The sequence below is a fragment of the Acinetobacter sp. 70_2 genome (genome assembly GCF_056736115.1).
Window position 1 is genome coordinate 292,386 of the sequence record NZ_JBWZIP010000013.1, and the last position, 21,096, is coordinate 313,481.

At 41.3% G+C, this 21,096-nt stretch carries 18 protein-coding genes; 15 read left to right on the forward strand and 3 right to left on the reverse strand.

Features of this window, described 5'->3' with window-relative positions:
* Positions 1 to 30: 30 nt before the first annotated feature.
* The 15 genes from AC1PJ9_RS07405 (at position 31) to AC1PJ9_RS07475 (ending at position 16,418) form a co-directional block, all read left to right on the forward strand.
* Complete coding sequence (locus AC1PJ9_RS07405; protein ID WP_075383397.1) at positions 31 to 738, forward strand: DUF8198 family protein; 708 nt, start codon at positions 31 to 33, stop codon at positions 736 to 738.
* 148 nt (positions 739 to 886) lie between these two features.
* Entirely contained in the window at positions 887 to 1,834 is a 948-nt protein-coding gene (gene ubiE / locus AC1PJ9_RS07410) for a bifunctional demethylmenaquinone methyltransferase/2-methoxy-6-polyprenyl-1,4-benzoquinol methylase UbiE (RefSeq protein ID WP_263612816.1), read from the forward strand.
* A gap of 11 nt (positions 1,835 to 1,845) precedes the next feature.
* Positions 1,846 to 2,514, forward strand: coding sequence for a ubiquinone biosynthesis accessory factor UbiJ (locus AC1PJ9_RS07415; protein ID WP_263612815.1), 669 nt, complete (start codon positions 1,846 to 1,848; stop codon positions 2,512 to 2,514).
* A 12-nt stretch (positions 2,515 to 2,526) separates the two neighbouring features.
* On the forward strand, positions 2,527 to 4,146 hold the full coding sequence (locus AC1PJ9_RS07420; RefSeq protein ID WP_311070258.1) for an ABC1 kinase family protein: 1,620 nt from the start codon (positions 2,527 to 2,529) through the stop codon (positions 4,144 to 4,146).
* Positions 4,147 to 4,267: 121 nt separating this feature from the next.
* On the forward strand, positions 4,268 to 5,581 hold the full coding sequence (locus AC1PJ9_RS07425) for an FAD-dependent oxidoreductase (RefSeq protein ID WP_311087190.1): 1,314 nt from the start codon (positions 4,268 to 4,270) through the stop codon (positions 5,579 to 5,581).
* 26 nt (positions 5,582 to 5,607) lie between these two features.
* Positions 5,608 to 5,994, forward strand: a complete 387-nt coding sequence (locus AC1PJ9_RS07430) for a VOC family protein (RefSeq protein WP_311087191.1) — start codon at positions 5,608 to 5,610, stop codon at positions 5,992 to 5,994.
* Between the two features lie 173 nt (positions 5,995 to 6,167).
* Entirely contained in the window at positions 6,168 to 6,941 is a 774-nt protein-coding gene (gene hisIE / locus AC1PJ9_RS07435; RefSeq protein WP_311087192.1) for a bifunctional phosphoribosyl-AMP cyclohydrolase/phosphoribosyl-ATP diphosphatase HisIE, read from the forward strand.
* A 9-nt stretch (positions 6,942 to 6,950) separates the two neighbouring features.
* Positions 6,951 to 8,453, forward strand: coding sequence for a UvrD-helicase domain-containing protein (locus AC1PJ9_RS07440; RefSeq protein WP_016803971.1), 1,503 nt, complete (start codon positions 6,951 to 6,953; stop codon positions 8,451 to 8,453).
* Positions 8,454 to 8,476: 23 nt separating this feature from the next.
* Entirely contained in the window at positions 8,477 to 9,859 is a 1,383-nt protein-coding gene (locus AC1PJ9_RS07445) for an AAA family ATPase (RefSeq protein WP_311087193.1), read from the forward strand.
* A gap of 314 nt (positions 9,860 to 10,173) precedes the next feature.
* A complete protein-coding gene (locus AC1PJ9_RS07450) occupies positions 10,174 to 13,023 on the forward strand; it encodes a monovalent cation/H+ antiporter subunit A (RefSeq protein WP_311087194.1) in 2,850 nt (949 codons plus the stop codon).
* Positions 13,020 to 13,388 (forward strand): Na+/H+ antiporter subunit C, encoded by a 369-nt coding sequence (locus AC1PJ9_RS07455; RefSeq protein WP_000624229.1) that lies wholly within the window; start codon positions 13,020 to 13,022, stop codon positions 13,386 to 13,388. Before AC1PJ9_RS07450 ends, AC1PJ9_RS07455 begins: the two co-directional genes overlap by 4 nt.
* Positions 13,388 to 15,199: a monovalent cation/H+ antiporter subunit D gene (locus tag AC1PJ9_RS07460; RefSeq protein ID WP_311087195.1), complete on the forward strand. Its 1,812-nt coding sequence runs from the start codon at positions 13,388 to 13,390 to the stop codon at positions 15,197 to 15,199. Before AC1PJ9_RS07455 ends, AC1PJ9_RS07460 begins: the two co-directional genes overlap by 1 nt.
* Before the next feature lie 2 nt (positions 15,200 to 15,201).
* On the forward strand, positions 15,202 to 15,729 hold the full coding sequence (locus AC1PJ9_RS07465; protein ID WP_311070250.1) for a Na+/H+ antiporter subunit E: 528 nt from the start codon (positions 15,202 to 15,204) through the stop codon (positions 15,727 to 15,729).
* Positions 15,726 to 16,001: a monovalent cation/H+ antiporter subunit F gene (locus tag AC1PJ9_RS07470; protein WP_002053531.1), complete on the forward strand. Its 276-nt coding sequence runs from the start codon at positions 15,726 to 15,728 to the stop codon at positions 15,999 to 16,001. The genes AC1PJ9_RS07465 and AC1PJ9_RS07470 overlap by 4 nt, the downstream gene beginning before the upstream one ends.
* A 12-nt stretch (positions 16,002 to 16,013) precedes the next feature.
* Entirely contained in the window at positions 16,014 to 16,418 is a 405-nt protein-coding gene (locus AC1PJ9_RS07475; protein WP_311087196.1) for a Na+/H+ antiporter subunit G, read from the forward strand.
* Between the two features lie 56 nt (positions 16,419 to 16,474).
* Here AC1PJ9_RS07475 and AC1PJ9_RS07480 read toward each other — a convergent pair whose 3' ends face one another.
* The 3 genes from AC1PJ9_RS07480 to nusA are packed head-to-tail and all read right to left on the reverse strand — an operon-like array spanning position 16,475 to position 21,070.
* Positions 16,475 to 16,876, reverse strand: coding sequence for a ribosome-binding factor A (locus AC1PJ9_RS07480; RefSeq protein ID WP_002157043.1), 402 nt, complete (start codon positions 16,874 to 16,876; stop codon positions 16,475 to 16,477).
* Entirely contained in the window at positions 16,876 to 19,575 is a 2,700-nt protein-coding gene (gene infB, locus AC1PJ9_RS07485; protein WP_311070247.1) for a translation initiation factor IF-2, read from the reverse strand. The genes AC1PJ9_RS07480 and infB overlap by 1 nt, the downstream gene beginning before the upstream one ends.
* 10 nt (positions 19,576 to 19,585) lie before the next feature.
* The gene (gene nusA / locus AC1PJ9_RS07490; protein ID WP_263612804.1) at positions 19,586 to 21,070 is read right to left on the reverse strand and encodes a transcription termination factor NusA; all 1,485 of its coding nucleotides are present in this window, start codon (positions 21,068 to 21,070) and stop codon (positions 19,586 to 19,588) included.
* Positions 21,071 to 21,096: the final 26 nt, after the last annotated feature.

A 21,096-nucleotide genomic window follows, 5' to 3' on the forward strand; every position in this document is an offset into this window, starting at 1 on the left:
TTTGCAAATAGCCCAATATTAGAGCCTTAAATGTCTAAACTCGCTGCTTTTGATGATCTTTTACAACAATATAAAACATTTAATTATCACGATAATCCAGTGCTTGCCCAACGTTTGCAAGATGTACAAACATGGCTAAAAGAGCGGATGAAAGATACTCATCACGACTTTTTTAATTTGCCAGAGCACAAGCTCATGTCAGAGTATTTTTTAAACCGTTTATATGGTGGTCCAGAGTTTGATGCACTTGCAGCACAAATTGAACGTTTATTGAAATATGCGCATAAAGCCGAAAAAGTCCTACCTGAAAATGCAATTAAAACAGGAACAAAATCGGTAAGTCTGGCTGTACTTGCAACTCAACTTGATGAACAAGTAGCAATGCAGCTTCTTGAAGACTACCCTGCCGATACAGTACTCACTGACGAGATCATGCGTTTAACCTTAATCAAGCTTGATCAGGCAGAAGCTCGTTACCAGCAACTTGCCCTTCTTGATGACTTAGGGGTAGCGTTAGATAAATACATGCGTTCATTTATGATGTTTACTGCTTTTAAAATGTGTAAAGGTATTGCTCAAAAATACCACTTCGAATTGATGTATGATTTTATTCAGGATGGTTTTAGCGCAATGAAACCATTAAAATCGGCTGAGGCTTTTATTAAGACTTTTACGGAAAAAGAACGTCAGATTGTTGAAAAAGTACATTCAGGACATCCGAATCCGTTTAGAGTGTGATAAGGTCGGCACATAGAAAAAACTCAACCTCGCGAAGTTGAGATTTTATTCATTATATTTGCATGATGATGCCTGTAAAAATAGACAAAATCTGTCATCATGCAGAACTTATTCCGTTTCACTTGAGTTTGAGTCTAGGAGAGACAATATGTCTAACGAAAACCAAAAGCCAACATCTCCAACTGAGCAGGCACAAAGTTCAGACAAAGTTAGCCCGTTCCTAAGCTCACCTTTACCGCAAGGTACTCCTCAAGGGCAACAACAAACTTTACAGCAAACCTTAACAGATACACCTGTTAGCGGTTCTGTACCGAAATACAATTTACCACGTGGTGCTAGCAATACTGGCAACGTTGGTGAAACAACTCACTTTGGTTTCTCAACTGTTAAAACTGAAGATAAAGCTCAAAAAGTTGCTGAAGTTTTCCACTCGGTTGCAAGCAAATATGACCTTATGAATGACTTAATGTCATTTGGTATCCACCGTTTGTGGAAACGCTTTGCAATTAATATGTCTGGTGTTCGCCGTGGTCAACATGTGTTGGATATTGCTGGCGGTACAGGCGACTTAGCAAAAGTATTTAGCCGCGAAGTTGGTCCTCAAGGTCATGTGGTACTTTCAGACATTAACGAATCTATGCTGAATGTTGGTCGTGACCGTTTGATTGATGCTGGTTGTACTAATGTCGATTTCGTTCTTGCCAATGCAGAAACACTAGAGCCATTTGCAGACAACAGTTTTGATCTTGTCACCATTAGCTTTGGTTTACGTAACGTGACAGATAAAGATGCTGCACTTGCTTCTATGTTCCGTGTGCTTAAGCCAGGTGGTCGTTTACTGATTCTTGAGTTTTCTAAACCAGTATTTGAGCCATTCTCAAAACTTTATGACCTTTACTCATTCACTGCTTTACCGATTATGGGTAAATTGGTTGCCAATGACTCAGAAAGTTATAAGTATTTAGCTGAATCAATTCGTATGCACCCAGACCAACGCACCTTAAAAGGTATGATGGAAAATGCTGGCTTCCAGAACTGTGACTATCACAACCTGACTGGCGGTATTGTTGCTGTTCACCGCGGTTTCAAACTGTAAGGGATAGCGATATGTGGTCGATTTTGGCACTCGGTGCAGTCGAACGTATCATTCATCATCTGATCGATCTGGATGCCTTAACCCGCATTCAGCTCAATCAGTTACAGGGCAAAATGTTGCGTGTGGTCATAGATAGCCCGCAACTTTCTGTCGATGTATTCTTTGACCAAGAAAAAGTACGTCTTGAACCTACTGCAACTGGGCACAGCGAAAAACCTTCTATTTTTGAACAACGCCCGTTTGATCCACAATTTAAAATTTCTGAAGCAACAGCCACTTTGCATGTCAAAGATGTGGTTGAACTGATCAAACTATTGGTCAGCGATCCAGACCAGATTGGTAATATCCCGCTTCAAGGTGATTATCACCTATTACAGGATATTCAAAGAATTATGCAGCAAGCTGAACCTGATTTAGCTGCGCATTTATCAAAATGGGTTGGCCCTCAACTCGCTCATGAAATTGGCAAGATTCAACTTGCACCAAAGCATTTAAAACGCTCCGTGCAAAGCCATCTATTTTTTGCTGAAGATGCCTTAAAAGAAGACAGTGGTTTATTTGCCCCACGTTGGGAAATGGACGATTTAAATCAGGCTACGCGTAAGCTTAATCAAGACATTGACCGTCTAGAAGCTAAGCTACAGCAGCTCAATGCACAACTACAACCCACTCAAGACTAGGTAAGACTGTATATGATTCCGCACGTTTCACGTTTACTCGAACTTTGGCGTATTGCAGCGCACTATAGACTCGATACGTTGTTCCCTGCGGATGAATTACCTGTTAAAGCTCAACGTGCATTAAATATTATTAAGATGCACCCAGCTGCATGGTCGAGTCGTGAACGCAAAAACCCTTTAAAGCTTAAAGAAGCTTTAGAAGATATGGGCCCGCTTGCAATTAAGCTTGGGCAGTTACTGTCTACTCGACGCGACCTGATTCCACCTGAAATACTCGCGCAATTGGTCTTACTTCAAGATCAAGTCAAACCTTTTGATAGCAATGTTGCCAAACAACGTATTCAAGATTCTTTAAAGGCAGACGTAAATACTCTATTTGCTCGCTTTGATGACCAACCATTAGCTGCTGCTTCAATTGCACAAGTACATACAGCAGCACTGCATGATGGCCGTGAAGTTGTTGTTAAAGTTACTCGTCCGGACATTCGTAGTCAGATTTTACAAGACTTTGAAATTTTAGCTTGGCTAGGCAACACCTTAGAAAGTCGCCTAGAAGCTGCTCGCGCGTTGCATCTCACTGAAATTATTCAAGACTACCGTCAGATCATTTTAAATGAGTTGGACTTGAGTATTGAGGCAGATAACACCCGTCGTATGCGTCATTACTTCACTGGTTCAACCATGATGTATGTGCCCGAAGTGTACATGGACACCAAAGATGTCATGGTGGCTGAGCGTATTACTGGTGTCCCTATTTCAGATACGGCAACCTTTGACCGTTTAGGCATGGACCGTGCACAACTTGCAGAAAAAGGGTTAACTATTTTCTTTACGCAAGTATTCCGCGATAACTTTTTCCATGCCGACATGCACCCCGGCAATGTCTTTGTAGAAACCATCAATCCAAGCAATCCACGCTTTATTGCACTCGACTGTGCGATTATGGGTGAGCTTTCTAAACATGACCAAATGACGGTTGCCCGCATGTTGCTTGCTGTAATGAACAGCAACTTTATGCAGCTTATTCAAATTGTGCATCAAGCTGGCTGGATTCCACCAGGTACAGACCAAGACGCTTTAGCACGTGAGATGCGCCGTACTGTTGGGCCAATGGTATCTAAACCAATGGACCAACTTGATTTTGCGGGTATCTTAATTCAAGTGATGGATATTGCGCGTCGCTTCCATTTAGAAATCCCGCCACAACTCATGCTGCTACTCAAAACTTTGGTGCATGTAGAAGGCTTAGGTACGGACCTTTATCCGCAGCTCGACATCTGGAAATTGGCAAAACCTATTTTGACAGAATGGGTTAAGTCCAACATGAACCCAGTCAAAAATGTAAAAGAACTCGGCCAGCAACTACCTGACCTGCTTTTAGGTGCTCAGGATTTCCCAAGCTTAATTATTGACAGCCTAAATGGTTTAAAGAACCAGTCTGCTTGGCAAGACCGCCAGTTACGTGAAATTCAACAGCTTCGTTTGCAAATGGAACATCAACAGCGCCGTAGCTGGATGTTTGGTAGTAGCATGCTGATTTTACTGACCATTGCAATTATTAGCCCTTGGTTTGTTTCCATTATTTTAATTGTGCTGAGTAGCTTATTAGCGCTTTGGCGTATTTTGAAATAAGTTCTAAATCCCTTGCTAGTGCAAGGGACTTTTTTATGGCTAACTTTAATTTTTAAAAATATAGATCGCTTGTTCGTTCATTGCTAAATTAGCATTCATAAATGCTTGAAAAGAACAAACAATGAAAACACCTCATTTTGCCATTATTGGTGCAGGTACCGCAGGTTTAGCCACTGCCATTTTGCTTGCCCAAGAAGGCAATAAAGTAACTATTTTTGAACAAGTTGATGAATTATCTCCAGTAGGTGCTGGGTTATTACTACAACCCGCGGGCTTAGCTGTATTTGAACATTTAGGTGTACTAGACAAAGCCTTAACCTCAGGTGCGAGAGTCACAGGCCTAGAAGGACAACTTCCGGACAAGCGCCTTTTAGTTAACAGTCATTATCATGAAGCATCAGCAAACCTCTATGGTCTAGGTATACACCGAGCCACTTTGTGTCATGTACTCACTCAAAAGCTTAGTGAGTATTCAAGCCAGATTACTTGGTGCATGAACCATTCTGTTGAAAGATTTGAAGAACATAACGATGAAGTTCGGATATTCGGCAGTCATCAAAACCAAAAGTTTGATGCTTGCTTTGATGGCCTACTCATTGCCAATGGTGCGCGTAGCCAATTACGCCCCAAAGCATGGGTAAGGGTTGACCAAGCTTACCCTTGGGGTGCGGCGTGGAGTATCGTGCCTGAGTGCCAAGTTCTCGATTCTGAAATTCTGCATCAATTTTATGATCGCTCGAAAATTATGATGGGAATTCTTCCTACAGGAGCAGTTCCCACAGAACCTCAACAGCGCCTTTCGAGTATATTTTGGAGCTTACCAACCTCACAATTACAAAGCTTTTTGCAAGATGAACAGGCGAAACAAGCTTGGTTAAAGCAAGTCTCGGAGCGTTGGCCCACAGTTGCAGAATGGCTAAAAGAAATTTTGTATAACAGTCCAACTCAGCCTAAATGGCTATCTGCAAACTACCGTGATGTCGTCATGACTCAATTTGGTCAAGGACGAATTGGGGTAATTGGAGATGCAGCTCATGCAATGAGTCCACAGTTAGGACAAGGGGCCAATATGGCATTATTAGATGCTTGGGCTTTTTCTCAATCATTGCGACATGCTCAAAAGCACCAAACTATTGATTGGCCCTTGCTCTGGCAGCACTACCACCAGCTTCGCCGTTCATCTACTCAGTTTTATCAGTTCCTCAGTCGCTTATTAACTCCACTTTATCAATCTGACCTTTGGTGGGCTGGAGGCTTAAGAGATTTAGTTTTTCCGTGGATGTATCAAATTCCTTATTTTCGAAAAGAAATGGCAATCACAATTTCAGGCTTAAAAACAGGTCCATTCCGCCATCTTGAATATGATCAAGTCGCTCAAGCACCTAAAGAAAGCAGTGCATTTCATTTAAAAAATGAATCTCTGTCTGACTATTAACCCAACCAAATAATAGCGAGTAACACATGAAAATCAGCCATCTTGATCATCTTGTTTTAACTGTCTCAAATATTGAAATTACCTGTAATTTCTATCAAAACGTGTTGGGATTTAAGGTCATCACTTTTAAAGGTGATAGAAAGGCTCTACAGTTTGGAAATCAAAAAATAAATTTACACCAGCAAGGTCACGAGTTCGAACCTAAGGCATTGCAACCGACTCCTGGATCTGCCGATCTGTGTTTTATTTCAGACACACCCATTTCAGAAGTGGTAGCACACCTTAATCAGTTAAATATTCAAATTGAAGAAGGTCCTGTTGAACGTACTGGTGCGGTGCACCCTATTCTTTCAGTTTATATTCGTGATCCAGATCAAAACTTGATTGAGATTTCAAATATCCTCACGCCTTAGTCATTTGAATAAGATACCGATTGGTAAGCGTTACAAGCTATTCATTACACTGACAAAGACAAAAAGGACAAAGAATTTTTCCGCAAAGCGACGTTGATGCCGTACACTATACAAGCTATTTTTAGCATCTGATTGAAATCAATTTATAGTTTATATTTCTTTGGTGATTCCTCATGAATAACACGCAATGGCTCGATGAAGTAAAATTTAACGAACAAGGTCTTATCCCTGCCATTGCTCAACATCATCAAACCGGACGTATTTTGATGGTAGCGTGGATGAACCGTGAATCACTTGCGCTCACAGCAGAAAAAAATCAGGCTGTGTACTTCTCTCGCTCTCGCCAAAAACTTTGGCACAAGGGTGAAGAATCAGGCCATTTCCAAACAGTTTATGAAACTCGTTTAGACTGCGATGGTGATGTAATCGTATTACAAGTTGAGCAACACGGCGGTATTGCATGCCATACAGGTCGAGAGTCTTGTTTCTACCGTAAACTCACCCCACAGGGCTGGGAAATTGTCGATGCACAATTAAAAGACCCTACTGCAATTTATGGCGATAAAGCCAAAACTGAAAGCCATGATCATGCTCACACCACTGAACAAGTTGATGTACTTGCTCACTTAGGGCAATTGATGCAAGAGCGTAAGCAAGCTGAAGCGGATACGTCATATGTTGCAAGCCTTTATAAAAAAGGTATTAATAAAATCTTAGAAAAAGTCGGCGAAGAAAGCGTAGAAACTATTATTTCTGCGAAAGACTACGCTGCTCAAAATACAGAAAGCAATTTAAATGACTTGATTTATGAAACTGCCGATTTGTGGTTCCATAGCATTGTCATGTTGGGTTATTTCGATCTTAATCCACAACTTATTATTGACGAATTAGCTCGTCGTCAGGGTTTATCTGGTTTAGTTGAAAAAGCTAACCGTAACAAGGTTTAAAATCACTCAGTGTCGAATATCGAAAAACCTAAAGCCACCTATGAGCAAGCAATTGCCATAGATAACGGACGTCTTGGGCAATCATTTAAAGTGATCGCCTATGCGGGTACAGGTAAAACTACTACATTACAAATGATTAGCGATGCCATGCCTGAACGGCGCGGTATGTATTTGGCTTTTAACAAAGCCATTGCTGGTGAAGCTCAAAACAAATTTCATCGCAATGTAGACTGCCGTACTTTCCACTCGCTCGCGTTTCGTAGTGTGCCACGTGGTGTGACAGATAAATTACGCTTGCCGCGCTTAAGTCCAAGCTTTATTGCTAAAGAATATCGACTAGAACCGATTACGTTACGACGCATGATGGGTGGACGTTATGAAAAATACGTCTTAATGCCAAGTCGTCTAGCGAGTCTTGTTGCCAATGCGGTGAGTTATTTCTGTTCGACTAGCTCACAATACCCAGCTCCTCGACACATTCAGGCACCCAACTGGTTACATCCAGACGATATTACCGAGCTACAGACCCACCTTTACCCTGCTGTTGAACGGCGCTGGTTAGAGTCTATCGACCCAAATCATCAAGCCGGAATTGGTCACGATATTTACCTCAAACTTTGGGCATTGTCTGAACCAAACATTCCAGCCGATTATGTCTTATTTGATGAAGCACAAGATGCTGATCCTTTAATGTTGGGTATCTTACTACGTCAAAAAAGTACGCAGGTTATTTATGTAGGCGATGCACATCAGCAAATCTACGCGTGGCGTGGTGCAGTTAATGCGATGCAACAACTGCCTTTGCCAGAGTCTCGCTTAACGACTTCTTTCCGTTTTGGAGAGGCAATTGCCGATGTCGCCAATGCGTTGCTAGGTGGTTTAAATGAAACAGTTCCGCTGCTTGGCAATCCGAACCAGAAATCGAGTGTAGTCAATAAACCGCATACCAAGATGCGTGATGCGATTTTGTGTCGTACCAATGCTCGGGCAATGGAGCTTTTATTAGCAGGCTTAGTTCACGGCGATAAAGTAAGTTTGCAGGCAGACCATCAAAAACTAAACCGTTTTGTAGATGCCGCAAGCCTCTTGAAGCAAGGAAAACGAGTTACTGACGTTCCCGAGTTAGCATGGTTTAACTCATGGCACGATGTACATGAATACTGTGAAACTAATGAAGGAAGTGATATCAAACCATTGGTTAAACTGGTAGATGATCACGGTACTGATCCATTAAAAAAGGCACTTGCTAAAATTACTCCCCTTGAGCAAGCTGACTATGTCATCTCAACTGCCCATAAAGCAAAAGGACTAGAGTGGAATCGTGTCCATATTGAAGATGACTATCAATTTAAAATTAATGGCTTAGAACACAAGATTACAGATGAAGAATTAAGATTACTTTACGTGGCCTGTACTCGTGCTAAAGTAAGTCTAAACATCCATCATCTTTATGATCTGATACAACAATTAAAAGTAAGGGCGCCTTTAAGTCTTCGTAAGTCGGTTGGTTGAAGCGCTCATAATTAGGTGAGCCTATGAGACTTGAATCCATCCAATTTAAACATGTTGCTCTGTTTCATGACCTAAAGATCCAGTTTCAATATGATAAACAACCGATTACTTTAATTTTAGGTGAGCAGGCAACCGGTAAAAGTATGCTACTCAAGCATATTTACCATGCTTTAACGTGGTTTCCTGCTCGCTTGAAAGATGTTCGTACCCCGGGCGTAGTCATGCCTGATCAAGACATTACACATTCTCGGTTACAGTCTAAAATAGAAGTCAGCATTCATATTCCATCAGAGTTCGGGCAACTGCCTGAAACCACTTCTGCACAGCAAACCGACACATCTGTTTGTAGCTGGAAGCTATTTAAAACCTTAAATGCAACTGGCGTGGGCATTAGTCAAGTTGAAACTCAGCAGCTCGATCAAACCATTACTCTTTATCATCAAGTCACAAGAAAAGACCCACTTCAAGGCCTTCCCTTACTTGCTTACTACCCATCTGAGCGATTTGTTAACGATATAAATTTGCTGAATAAAAACCTGCCAGGGATTACTCAGTCTATTTCTGCTTATGAAATTAGCTTAATCCCGTTTACCACCTTTGCTCGTTTTTTTGAATGGCTACGTGAAATTAGCGATATTGAAAATGCACAAGCAGCTCATGTTGTACAACGAATTATTTCCCGACAATCAAACCCACAAAATCAGGAAGAACTTTTACGTCAACTTCAAATCGAATTGACAGGGCAGCCTAAACAACTGCCTTCACCAAATTTATATGCGCTGAAATCGGCATTAAAGATTATTTTTCCAGAACTTGAAGACCTCTATTTACAATATCATCCACGTCTTCAACTTATGGCACATTACAAGGGTGAAGCTTTAGCCTTTCAACAACTTTCCAATACCACAAAAACATGGATTGCACTCGTAGGCGATGTGGTTCGCAGACTTTGTTTGCTCAACCCATTGAGCTTAGACCCTTGCCTTGAAGGCGAAGGAATTTTGTTAATTGACCAGATCGATTCACAACTAGATGCTCTGCATTGCTCAGAAATTTTAAATCGGCTTCATCAGGCATTTCCGCGTTTACAAATTATAGTGACTGGAAGCCGTGAAGAGTTACTTGAACATGCAACTGCTTATCAATGCCTTAAATTAGAACATGGCAAAGCAAGCCAACTTGATTTAAATACGACTCAACAGCAGCTTGAACACCTTTACACCCTCTTGCACCGAGATGAAGTTTTAGCGCCACATATAGATCCATTGCCACTTGATACCGAACCTACAACAATTCAAATTGACAATTTGTACCAACAAATCCAAAACTTAAATGAACAACAAAAAAATGAATTATTACGTATGATTCATACAGGAGATACTTCGGAAGAAACCTCATCTCTATAAAATTTATTATCCATATAGCTCAATTTTTATAATAAAAACCGGATTCGCTAAATATACGATGAAATCTGTTTTTTGAGCTGAAAAATCACTAGATGTTGTTACCACATGTAATAACATCAGATTTTTAATGATTTTTTAGTGTACAATAAATTTCATTTTGTGTTTTTATTATTCAAGTTGCGCAATACAACTTGTTTCTCGCTTTATTTTTCTAATTTGGTCGGGTTTTCAGAATATAAGCTTTGGAAATCTCTTTGAATTCCTATCTATTCTGAAATTAAAATTTCACCTTTAGGCTTCGGTCTAAATTATATATGGATACGAGTGTGCTACCGATAATTATCTTATTACCGTTAATATTAGGCACCACCCTTGTTTCATTGCTTCAACGGTTTTCACGTGGAGTAACGGCTTTAGGGGCGATCGGAGTCAGTTTAACCAGTTTTGGTTTATTACTGACTCAGGCTAAAACTGTGCTTGGTGGTGCAAGCATTCAACAAAGTTGGGATTGGTTACCGCAATTAGGAATTAATCTAAGCTTTAGACTTGATGCCCTTGGTTTATTATTTTCTCTTCTTATTACCGGTATCGGTACACTCATTTATATTTATGCCTATTATTATCTAGGCCCTAAAAATTCATTAAGTAAACTCTATTTATTACTCATGCTGTTTATGGCAGCAATGCTGGGTATTTCCCTTTCTAACAATTTAATTATTTTATTAGTGTTTTGGGAACTTACTAGTATTTCATCATTTTTACTGGTGGGTTATTGGAGTCATTACGAAGCAGCACAACGCGGCTCGCGTATGGCACTTACCATTACAGGAATGGGTGGACTCGCCATGCTAGGTGGATTTGTCTTACTAGGACAAATCACCGGTACTTATGAAATTAATGCTATTGTCGGAATGAAAGACCTTATTCAAAGTCATCATCTTTTCGTTCCGATGCTTTTGCTTATTTTACTCGGTGCTTTTACTAAAAGTGCTCAGTTCCCTTTCCATTTTTGGTTACCCAATGCAATGGCAGCACCCACTCCGGTGTCGGCTTATTTGCACTCTGCAACCATGGTTAAAGCTGGTATTTTCTTATTAGCACGTCTTGCACCTATCTTTATTGGTGCCGCGCTTTACCACAACATTGTCACATTTATCGGCCTATTTACACTCTGTATGGCTGCATGCTTTGCCATCTTTAAAGAAGATTTAAAAGGATTATTGGCCTACTCCACCATTAGTCATTTAGGCCTTATTGTCTGCTTATTAGGTATTGGTTCACCTTTAGCGGTTGCCGCTGCAATTTTCCATATTATTAACCATGCTACCTTTAAAGCTGCCCTGTTTATGATTGCAGGGATTATTGACCATGAAACAGGTACACGTGATCTTAGAAAATTAAGTGGCGTTTGGCAGCTGTTACCGTTTACCGCAACGCTCACTATGATTACCGCGGCATCAATGGCAGGTGTTCCACTGACCAATGGCTTTATTTCTAAAGAAATGTTCTTTACTGAAATGTTGGCGAACCTTTCAGGCTCAGCTGTTATTTTTGCAAGTATTATTGCAACGCTTGCTGGTATTTTTGCAGTCAGTTATTCAATTCGCTTAGTTCACGGCGTATTTTTTGATGGTCCATTGGGTAAACAAGTACCAAATAAAAATGCCCATGAACCACCGATTGGCATGCGAGCACCAGCCATATTACTTGCGACACTATGTATTTTGGTGGGTATTTTCCCTGCCCTACTGGTTGAGCCTTTAGTTAATAGCGTGACACGTGCAAGTCTAATGCAACCTGATTTTGCAGGAACTCATCTTGCAATCTGGCATGGATTTAATGCTCCTCTTGTGATGAGTATTATTGCTTTGATTGGCGGCACGCTTTTCTATTTTGCTTTAGCAAAAGATGGCATGATTCGTAAAATCGACCTCGACCCACGACTTGGTCGTTTACAAGGTCGTGTTTTATTTGATTTGTTCTTAAAACATTTGCTATTAACCAGCCGAAAAATCAAACAAAAAACTGAGAATGGTTCACTACAAAGTTACCTGTTCTTAATAATTGCTTTTAGCATCATTCTGGTCACTTTGCCTTTACTCAATCAAGGCCTTACCACAGGTACACGTGAACTCACACATGCACCATGGATTGCAGTAGTTCTTTGGCTGACCTTATTCTCGGGCTGCTGGATGATGCTCTGGTTCCACCATGAGCGCATTAAAGCAGTACTCATTAGTGGTGCAATTGGTCTCGTGGTTACTATGGTATTTGTTACTATGTCAGCACCTGACCTAGCACTCACCCAAATTACGGTAGATGTGGTTACGACTGTACTTTTGTTGATGAGTTTATCTTTATTACCACAGCTTACGCCTTATGAGTCTACTCGCTCTAGACGTTTGAGAGATGCATTTTTAGCAATCATTGGTGGCTTAGGTATTGGCTGGATTACGTGGCTCATTTTAACGCGTGACCATAATTCGATTTCATGGTTCTTTGCTCAGCAATCTTTACCACTTGGCGGCGGCTCTAACATTGTAAATGTCATTTTAGTTGACTTCCGTGGTTTCGATACCTTTGGTGAAATTACCGTACTAGGGATTGCTGCGATTGGCGCGCTCTGTCTTATGGATGGCATGCGCGTACACGGCACCACCATGACACAAGGCCTCACCTATCGCTTTAACCCATCTCCGCTTATGTTCCGTATTACAGCCTCTTGGGTGTTGCCTTTAGCACTAGTGGTAAGTGTCTATATCTTTATGCGCGGACATAACTACCCTGGCGGTGGCTTCATTGCAGGTTTAATTACCTCAATGGCACTTATTATTCAGTACATTGCTTTAGGTCAAGACCAAGCAGAACAAATGTTAAAAGCACAATCGGGTCGTCTTTATGAGGTCTGGATTGGTTCCGGTTTAACAATTGCAGGCTTAACAGGTATTGCTGCATGGTTCTGGGCACGTCCATTCTTAACCAGTGCTCATGTCTATGTTGAGTTACCAGTTTTAGGAAAACTACATCTGGCTTCAGCAGCGAGCTTTGATTTGGGTGTGTATATCACAGTGGTAGGCGCCACTATGCTACTCATTTCTGTATTAGGGGACTCTCGCCATTCGAGTATGTCTGGTCCTGTACCTCATGGGGAGAAATCATCATGATCAGTTTAGAATTCTTACTGGCCTCTGCCATTGGGCTACTTGTTGCGACAGGCATCTATCTCATTTTACGTGCACGTACCTTCCCTGTGGTATTGGGATTAGCCGTACTCGGTTATGCAGTTAACCTATTTTTGTTTGCGATGGGCCGCTTGCAAGTGAGCTCACCAGCAATCTTGACTGAAACCACTAATATTACAGACCCGCTTCCACAAGCTCTTGTTTTAACTGCAATCGTTATCGGTTTTGCGACCACAGCGTTTATTGTACAACTGGCTTTACGCAGCCGTTATGAATCAGGTAGTGACCACGTTGATGCTAAAGAAGATATTTCTCCAACATACGACCCACGTGAGGATGAGCCGTGATGTTTGATTTTTTATCTTTTTGGCAAGCTAATACACCAATTTTCAGTATCCTCATCCCAGCATTCACTGGTTTTATCTTATTGCTTTTAGGTAACCCTGGCGCTGGTGCATTAAAAGAAGATTGGCGACAACCTTGGCGTCGTGGCATTAGCCTCGTCTCAGCAATTGCTGGTTTAGTCACTGCGATTAGTTATCTAATCGTTGCAAATACTGGTCAAATCACGGTTTACCAGTTAAGCGAGTGGTCAGCACCGTTTGGTATTGTGCTGGTACTCGACCGACTTTCTGCATTTATGCTGGTTTTAACCTATGCATTAGCAGTTCCAGTTTTATGGTATGCCAGTGAAAACTGGGATACCAGAGGTCGCTATTTCCACACCATATTCCATTTTCTTTTAATGGGATTATGCGGAGCATTTCTGACAGGTGACTTATTTAACCTATTTGTTTTCTTTGAAATCTTGCTCATGGCGTCGTATGTCTTATTGCTACATGGACAAGGCAAACCGCGTTTTCAGCTTGGCGTACACTATGTCATTATCAACCTTTTAGCCTCTGCCCTATTCCTAATTGGGCTTGGTATGATTTATGGCAGTGTAGGCAGTCTAAATATGACTGACGTTTCACGCCTTTTACCAACTTTAGATGCAGATCAACACAAATTAGCAGTCGCTGGCGCCTTACTCTTATTTGTCGTGTTTGGTATTAAAGCGGCCATGCTACCAGTTGGTTTTTGGCTACCAAAAACTTATGCCGTTGCAAGTACACCTGTCGCAGCGATTTTTACCATTATGACCAAAGTAGGCATCTATGCCATTTTGCGTGTCAATGGAACGGTATTTAACGATGTACTTAGCCAAGAAATCTTTAAAAGTTGGTTACTTCCAATTGGCTTAATTACGTCTCTATACGGTGTGATTGGAGCAATCGGTGCAGATCGCCTTAGACGTTTTGTTGGTTTTATGGTGCTGTCTTCGATTGGCACATTATTGACTGCGATTGCTATGTCAAATACACAAGCGTGGTCAGGAGCACTATTCTATTTAGTTCACAGTACACTGATCGGTGCTGCATTTTACTTGTTCTGTGGTTGGATGACGTCACAGCGTGGTGACTTTAAAGACCATTTAAAAATTGCGCCAAGAATTAAGCAAGAAAAAGCAGCGATGCTGACTTACTTCTTAATTGCAATGATGCTCGCAGGTTTACCACCTTTTAGTGGCTTCTTTGGTAAAGTATTTATTTTACAAGCGACTGTTGAAACTGCATATCAAGGTTGGGTTATTGGTATTGTGCTTGTGGTCAGTCTATTAAGCATTATTGCGTTAACACGAGTCGGATTTATTCTATTCTGGCGTGCTTCACCGCCAGAAGAAGACCCAATCAATCCTGCTTATATTATTTATCGTGCTTTACCTGAACGAGCACCGCCACGTAATGATTCAGTGATTTATATTTTGCTTGCAGGCTTAGTGGCTTATGTTGTGTTTGCTTCACCTGTGTTGCACTACACCACAAGTACTGCTCAGCAAATTCAAAATCATGCCTTATATCAGCAATCTATTCTGAAGACTGATCAAAACGGCGAAGTCATTAGTGTCCAGCCTTATGACTCAACTTATTTACCTGAAACAAAATACGGTGGAGAAGTTGAAGATCATAATGCCTATCTCGTTCCGGACATTATTTCTAAAGACACATTCAACGGTGTACATATTTCTGAATATAAACATCGCCAAATTCAGCAGCAAGAAAAATTGCAAACACCAACCATTGCTGATGAAAGTCAACTGAAACCTATGGAGCCATAACAATGCAGCTATCTAAATTGCTTGACCGCTGGTTTCCGCATCCATTTGTTTCTTTTTTAATTATCATCTTTTGGTTAATGCTCTCGCATAGTCTTGATGCAAGCGACCTACTTATGGCTGTAATTTTGGGACTTGTGATTCCTCGATTGGTTCGACCTTTTATTACTAGAACACCGCACATTCATTGGCAACCAGCAGTAAAACTATGTTTTGTTGTACTGTGGGATATTATTGTTTCCAATTTTCGCGTTGCTAAACTGGTATTAGGGTCACCAAAAAAATTGCATCCAAAATGGTACCGTGTGCCTTTAGAAACAGAACATGAGCAAGTAAATTCTTTACTGGCAATGATTATTACCACAACACCGGGTACAGTCTCTGCTGGTATTGATCAAGAGCGTGGTGACATTTTGGTACACTCGCTCAGTACAGAAAATACTGAAAGTGATGTGCAAGACATCAAACAACGCTATGAGGCTCCACTCATGGAAATTTTTGATGTGAAAAGCAAATCGGAGGACAACACATGACCATCCTACCTTATGCGCTTGGCATTAGCTTGATTGCCATCACGATCTCTATGCTGCTGTGTCTTTTTCGGATGGTGATGGGACCATCAATTGTAGATCGCCTTTTAGCTCTCGATACTCTTTTTCTAAATGCAACTTGTCTCATTGTGGTATTAGGTATTTATTGGACCACCACCTCTTTATTCGAAGGGGCTTTATTGGTTGCCATGTTAGGGTTTGTTTCGACAGCTGCGTTAGCACGTTATTTCACCACTGGTCATGTGATCGATTAAAGGGAGGTCAAAATGCAATTTACAATGGAAATTATTGTTTCGATCTTTCTAGTTTTTGGCTCATTTTTTATGCTGGTTGGATCGATCGGAATGGTACGCCTACCCGATTTATTTATGCGACTCCATGCACCTACCAAGTCGAGCACATTAGGCTTAGGTAGCTTTTTAATTGCTTCAATGATCTTTTTTGCTTTCCAAGGTCGCTTTGGTTTTGCCGAGTTACTTATTACACTTTTGGCTTTTATTACTGCACCTGTATCAGCCAATTTAATTGCTCAAGCAGCGCTACATTTACGTTTACGCTCGCTGAGTGGTGAAGTCCCTGAAGCTATTGAACGTCCATTACCATGGGATCGTTACAAAATCGGACAGCGCTTTTCACAAAACAAAACTCCGATGGAACCTCCCAAGGAATAAAAAATTGAACAAATAAAAAAGCCACCCAAAGGTGGCTTTTTTATTTTGAGTACGAATTACTCTTCGTCATCTGACTTACGTTCAGGTAAATCTTGTACCGCTTTTTCAATAAGACCAAACATATAGTTACCATATGCATTCGTCTTATCGTAATGGAAACGTAAGCGAGGTGTAATACGGGTTTTAATACGACGACTGAGTTCATGACGCAAGAAACCAGAAGCTTTATTCAATACATCTAAAGTTTCTTTATTCGCTGCTTCACTTTGTTCGTCACCGAGCTCACGTCCCATAACGGTAACGTAAACTTCAGCATATCCCATATCAGCACTGACTTTCACGGCTGAGATGGTCACTAGACCACCCAGACGCGGATCTTTTAACTCCTGACGGATTAGATCAGACAGCTCACGCTGTACTGAATCCGCCATTCGCTTTAAGCGTTGGCTACCCGCCATTAAAGACTCCGTTTAATCAATTGAACATCATATACTTCGATCTTATCTTGTACTTTGATGTCTTTATAACCTTTCACCGCAAGACCACATTCCATACCGGCACGAACTTCTTCAACCACATCTTTATAGCGGCGTAATGATTCAAGCTCACCTTGGAACACAACCACGTCATCACGTAATACGCGAATCGGTTTATTACGATGTAATGTACCTTCAAGTACCATACAGCCTGCTGCTGCACCAAACTTACTTGAGTGGAATACTTCACGTACTTCAGCAACACCCAAGATTGTTTCACGGTGTTCAGGAGCAAGTTTACCGCTCATGGCATCTTTCACATCATCAATCAATTCATAGATGATGCTGTAGTAACGAATGTCGATACCGTCTTGGTCACTGCGTTGACGAGCAGCTGTATCAGCACGAACGTTGAAGCCTAACAATACAGCTTCTGAAGATTCAGCAAGAATCACATCAGACTCTGTAATCGCCCCAACACCCGAACTAATTACACGAACTTTTACTTCATCAGTAGAGAGTTCATATAAAGCAGCATTCAATGCTTCTAAAGTACCACGTACGTCTGTTCTTAAAACAACGTTCACTGTAGGAACATCTTTTTTGCCCATTGACGACATGATATTTTCAAGGCGCATCGCGCTTTGACGTTCAATACGTTTTTGACGTTCACGGTCAGCACGAGCATCGGCAACTTCACGTGCTTTCTTCTCGTCATTTACAACAAGAACTTCATCACCTGCCATTGGAGCATCTGGAAGACCCAGAATTTCTACTGGAATAGATGGTCCTGCTGATTTAATCGGCTTACCGTTTTCATCAGACATTGCACGGACACGACCATAAGATGAACCTGCAAGAACAAGGTCACCAATATTTAATGTACCGTTTTGAACAAGAATAGAAGTTACTGCACCACGGCCTTTATCAACACGCGCTTCAATAACAACACCTTGCGCAGCACCTTCAGCAGATGCTTTTAATTCCATCAATTCTGATTGAATAAGAATTAAATCAAGGAGCTCATCAATACCTTGTCCAGTATGTGCAGAAACTTTAGCAATCGGAACATCACCACCCCATTCTTCTGGAACGATTTGTTTCGTTGTTAATTCATTTAACACACGGTCTGGATCAGCAGATTCTTTATCCATTTTGTTGATTGCAACAATAATTGGAGTACCTGCTGCACGAGCATGATCAATTGCTTCTGCAGTTTGTGGCATTACACCATCATCTGCCGCAACAACTAATACCACGATATCTGTTGCTTTAGCACCACGTGCACGCATTGAAGTAAACGCAGCATGTCCCGGGGTATCAAGGAATGTAATAATTCCTTTGTCTGTTTCAACGTGATACGCACCAATATGCTGTGTAATACCACCTGCTTCACCAGCCGCCACTTTCGAACGACGGATACGGTCAAGCAATGATGTTTTACCATGGTCAACGTGACCCATAATCGTAACAACTGGTGGACGAGTTGTTTGCTCACCACGTGCTTCTTCAGCAGCTTCAAGCAAGTTATCTTCCGCTTGTGTATCAGAAACTAGAACAGGATTGTGTCCCATTTCTTCTACAACAAGTGCTGCTGTATCTTGGTCAATAGCTTGATCTTGGTTAACCAACTCACCCATTTTCATAAGTGTTTTGATAACTTCACGTACTTTAATCGCCATTTTTTGAGCAAGATCGGCAACAACAATACTTGAACCGATTTCTACATCATAGACTTGCTTTTTAACTGGCTTTTCAAATCCATGCTTATTTGCTTGGCTTGATTTTAAACCACGTTTGTTATGGTTAACGAAGCTTTGCTCTTCTTGACCACGACGGCCGCCTTTCTTACCAGCACGCGGGTTAGTAGTTGCGCCACCGCGTTTAATTTCACGGTCTTCTTGCTTGAATGAATCTTCATAAGCTTGGCCAACAAGACCTGAAGCAAGTGGAGAATCATCAATTACACGAATTGTGGTAGTAGCATCGTCATTTGAATATTTAGATGCCATTTTGCGCATTTGTTCAAGCGTACGTTGCTGAGCTTCTTCAGCCGCTTTACGACGTGCAGCTTCTTCAGTTGCTTTTAACTGAGCTGTTTGAGCTTCACGCGCTTTCTTTTGCTCTAATGTTTCTGCTGGTTTTGGTGCAGGTTTTACTGTACCACCACCACGTTTTTTCACTACAACAGCAGCTTTAGGAGCTGACTGTGCAGCGCTATCTTGTTGGTGAGCAGCACGCATCGCATCTAAAGTTGCTTTTGCTTTTTGCTCTGTTTGAAGACGCGCTTTTTGCTCTGCAGTATCACGCGCTTGTTGATCTGCACGTGTTTTAGCTTCTGCTTCTGCACGCGCTTTAGCTTCTGCTGCAATTTGTTCTGGGTTTGGTTTAGCAAAAACCTGTTTTTTACGTACTTCTACGTTAATTGTTTTTGCTTTACCTGAAGTACTTGCAACTTTAGCGGTACTGGTTGTTTTACGTTTCAACGCAATTTTTCCTGTGTTACCACTTTCCTGACCATGCACTTTTTTCAAATGATTGACTAAAGTGTCCTGTTGTTCAGTGGTAATAATGTCGTCTGCTGTACGTTGAGGCAAACCTGCTTCGCGAGCCTGTTCTAGGAGCTTCTCAACAGGACGTCCTACACTGAGAGCTAACTCTTTAATCGACTTGTCCGTCATATTTCATCTCCTAGTTAAACCATGATTCGCGAGCTTTCATGATCAATTGACCAGCTTTTTCATGACCAAGACCTTCAATATCAGAGATATCGTCAGTAGCCTGATCTGCCAAATCATCAACGGTAATAATACCGCGAGCGGCAAGCGAGTAAGCGATCTCAGAAGTCATGCCTTCCATTGTGAGAAGGTCTGCGCTCGGTTCTTGAATATTTTCTTGCTGTTTCAAAGCATCAGTAAGAGCTGCTTCTTTTGCACGACTTTGCAATAACTCAACCAATTCAGCATCAAGCTCAATTTCGTCAAAAGTTTCAGCAGGAACATAAGCAATCTCCTCTAAAGAAGTGAAGCCCATTTCTACCAATGCCATTGCTAAATCTTCTTCAATATCTAAACGTGATACAAACATGTCGAGATATTGCTGAGCTTCATTTTGCTGACGAGCACGATACTCTTCTTCAAGCATCATGTCGAGTTTGTAGCCAGTTAAATCAGAAGCTAAACGAACGTTTTGACCTTGTGAGCCAATCGCACGAGCTAATTGATCGCTGGTTGCAAAAATAATATCGGCACTTCTTGCATCTTCATCAAGCACGATGCCTGAAACATCAGCTGGTTCTAATGCGCTAGCAATGTATTGAGCTGGATCATCAGACCAGACCACTACATCAATACGTTCACCGTTTAACTCTTGTTGTACGGCTTGAATACGCGTACCACGCATACCAATACATGCACCTACAGGATCAATACGGTGATCATTTGTTTTCACTGCAATTTTAGCACGAACACCCGGTTGGCGTGCTGCTGCTTTAATTTCAATAATTTCTTCAGAAATTTCAGGAATTTCTTTTTTCATCAAAGCAATTAACATTTCAGGCTTAGCGCGTGATAACAACAACTGAGCGCCACGACCTTCACGGTTAACATTATATAAAATAGCGTTTACACGTTGCTTTGGACGAAGGATTTCTTTAGGAATCATTTCTTCGCGAGCAAGATAAGCTTCTGCGTTATCACCCAAGTCAATGATGAAGCCATCTTTGGTTTGTTTTTTCACTTCACCGTAGATCAACTCACCCACTTTAGATTCGTATGCATCAGCAACTAAAGCACGCTCAGCTTCACGGATTTTTTGTACGATAACTTGTTTTGCAATTTGTGCAGCAATACGACCAAACTCAATGGATTCTACTTCGAGTTCACGCACGTCACCAATCGACCATTTAGATGGATCAACGTCAGAAATCGCATCTTGGCAAGCTGGCATTTCATGATCTTCATCTGCCACTACAGTCCATTGACGGAACGTACGGTAATCACCAGTTTTACGATCAATCTCTACACGAAGCTGAGCTTCTTCAGCATGCGTACCTTCGTAAAATCTTTTCTTCGTTGCAGCAACTAAAGCTTGTTCTAAAGCCTCGAAGATCGCTTCACGACTAACACCTTTTTCATTACTAACCGTTTCTACAACGGTAAGAATTTCGCGGCCCATAAGTCACCTACCGATTTCTTATATAA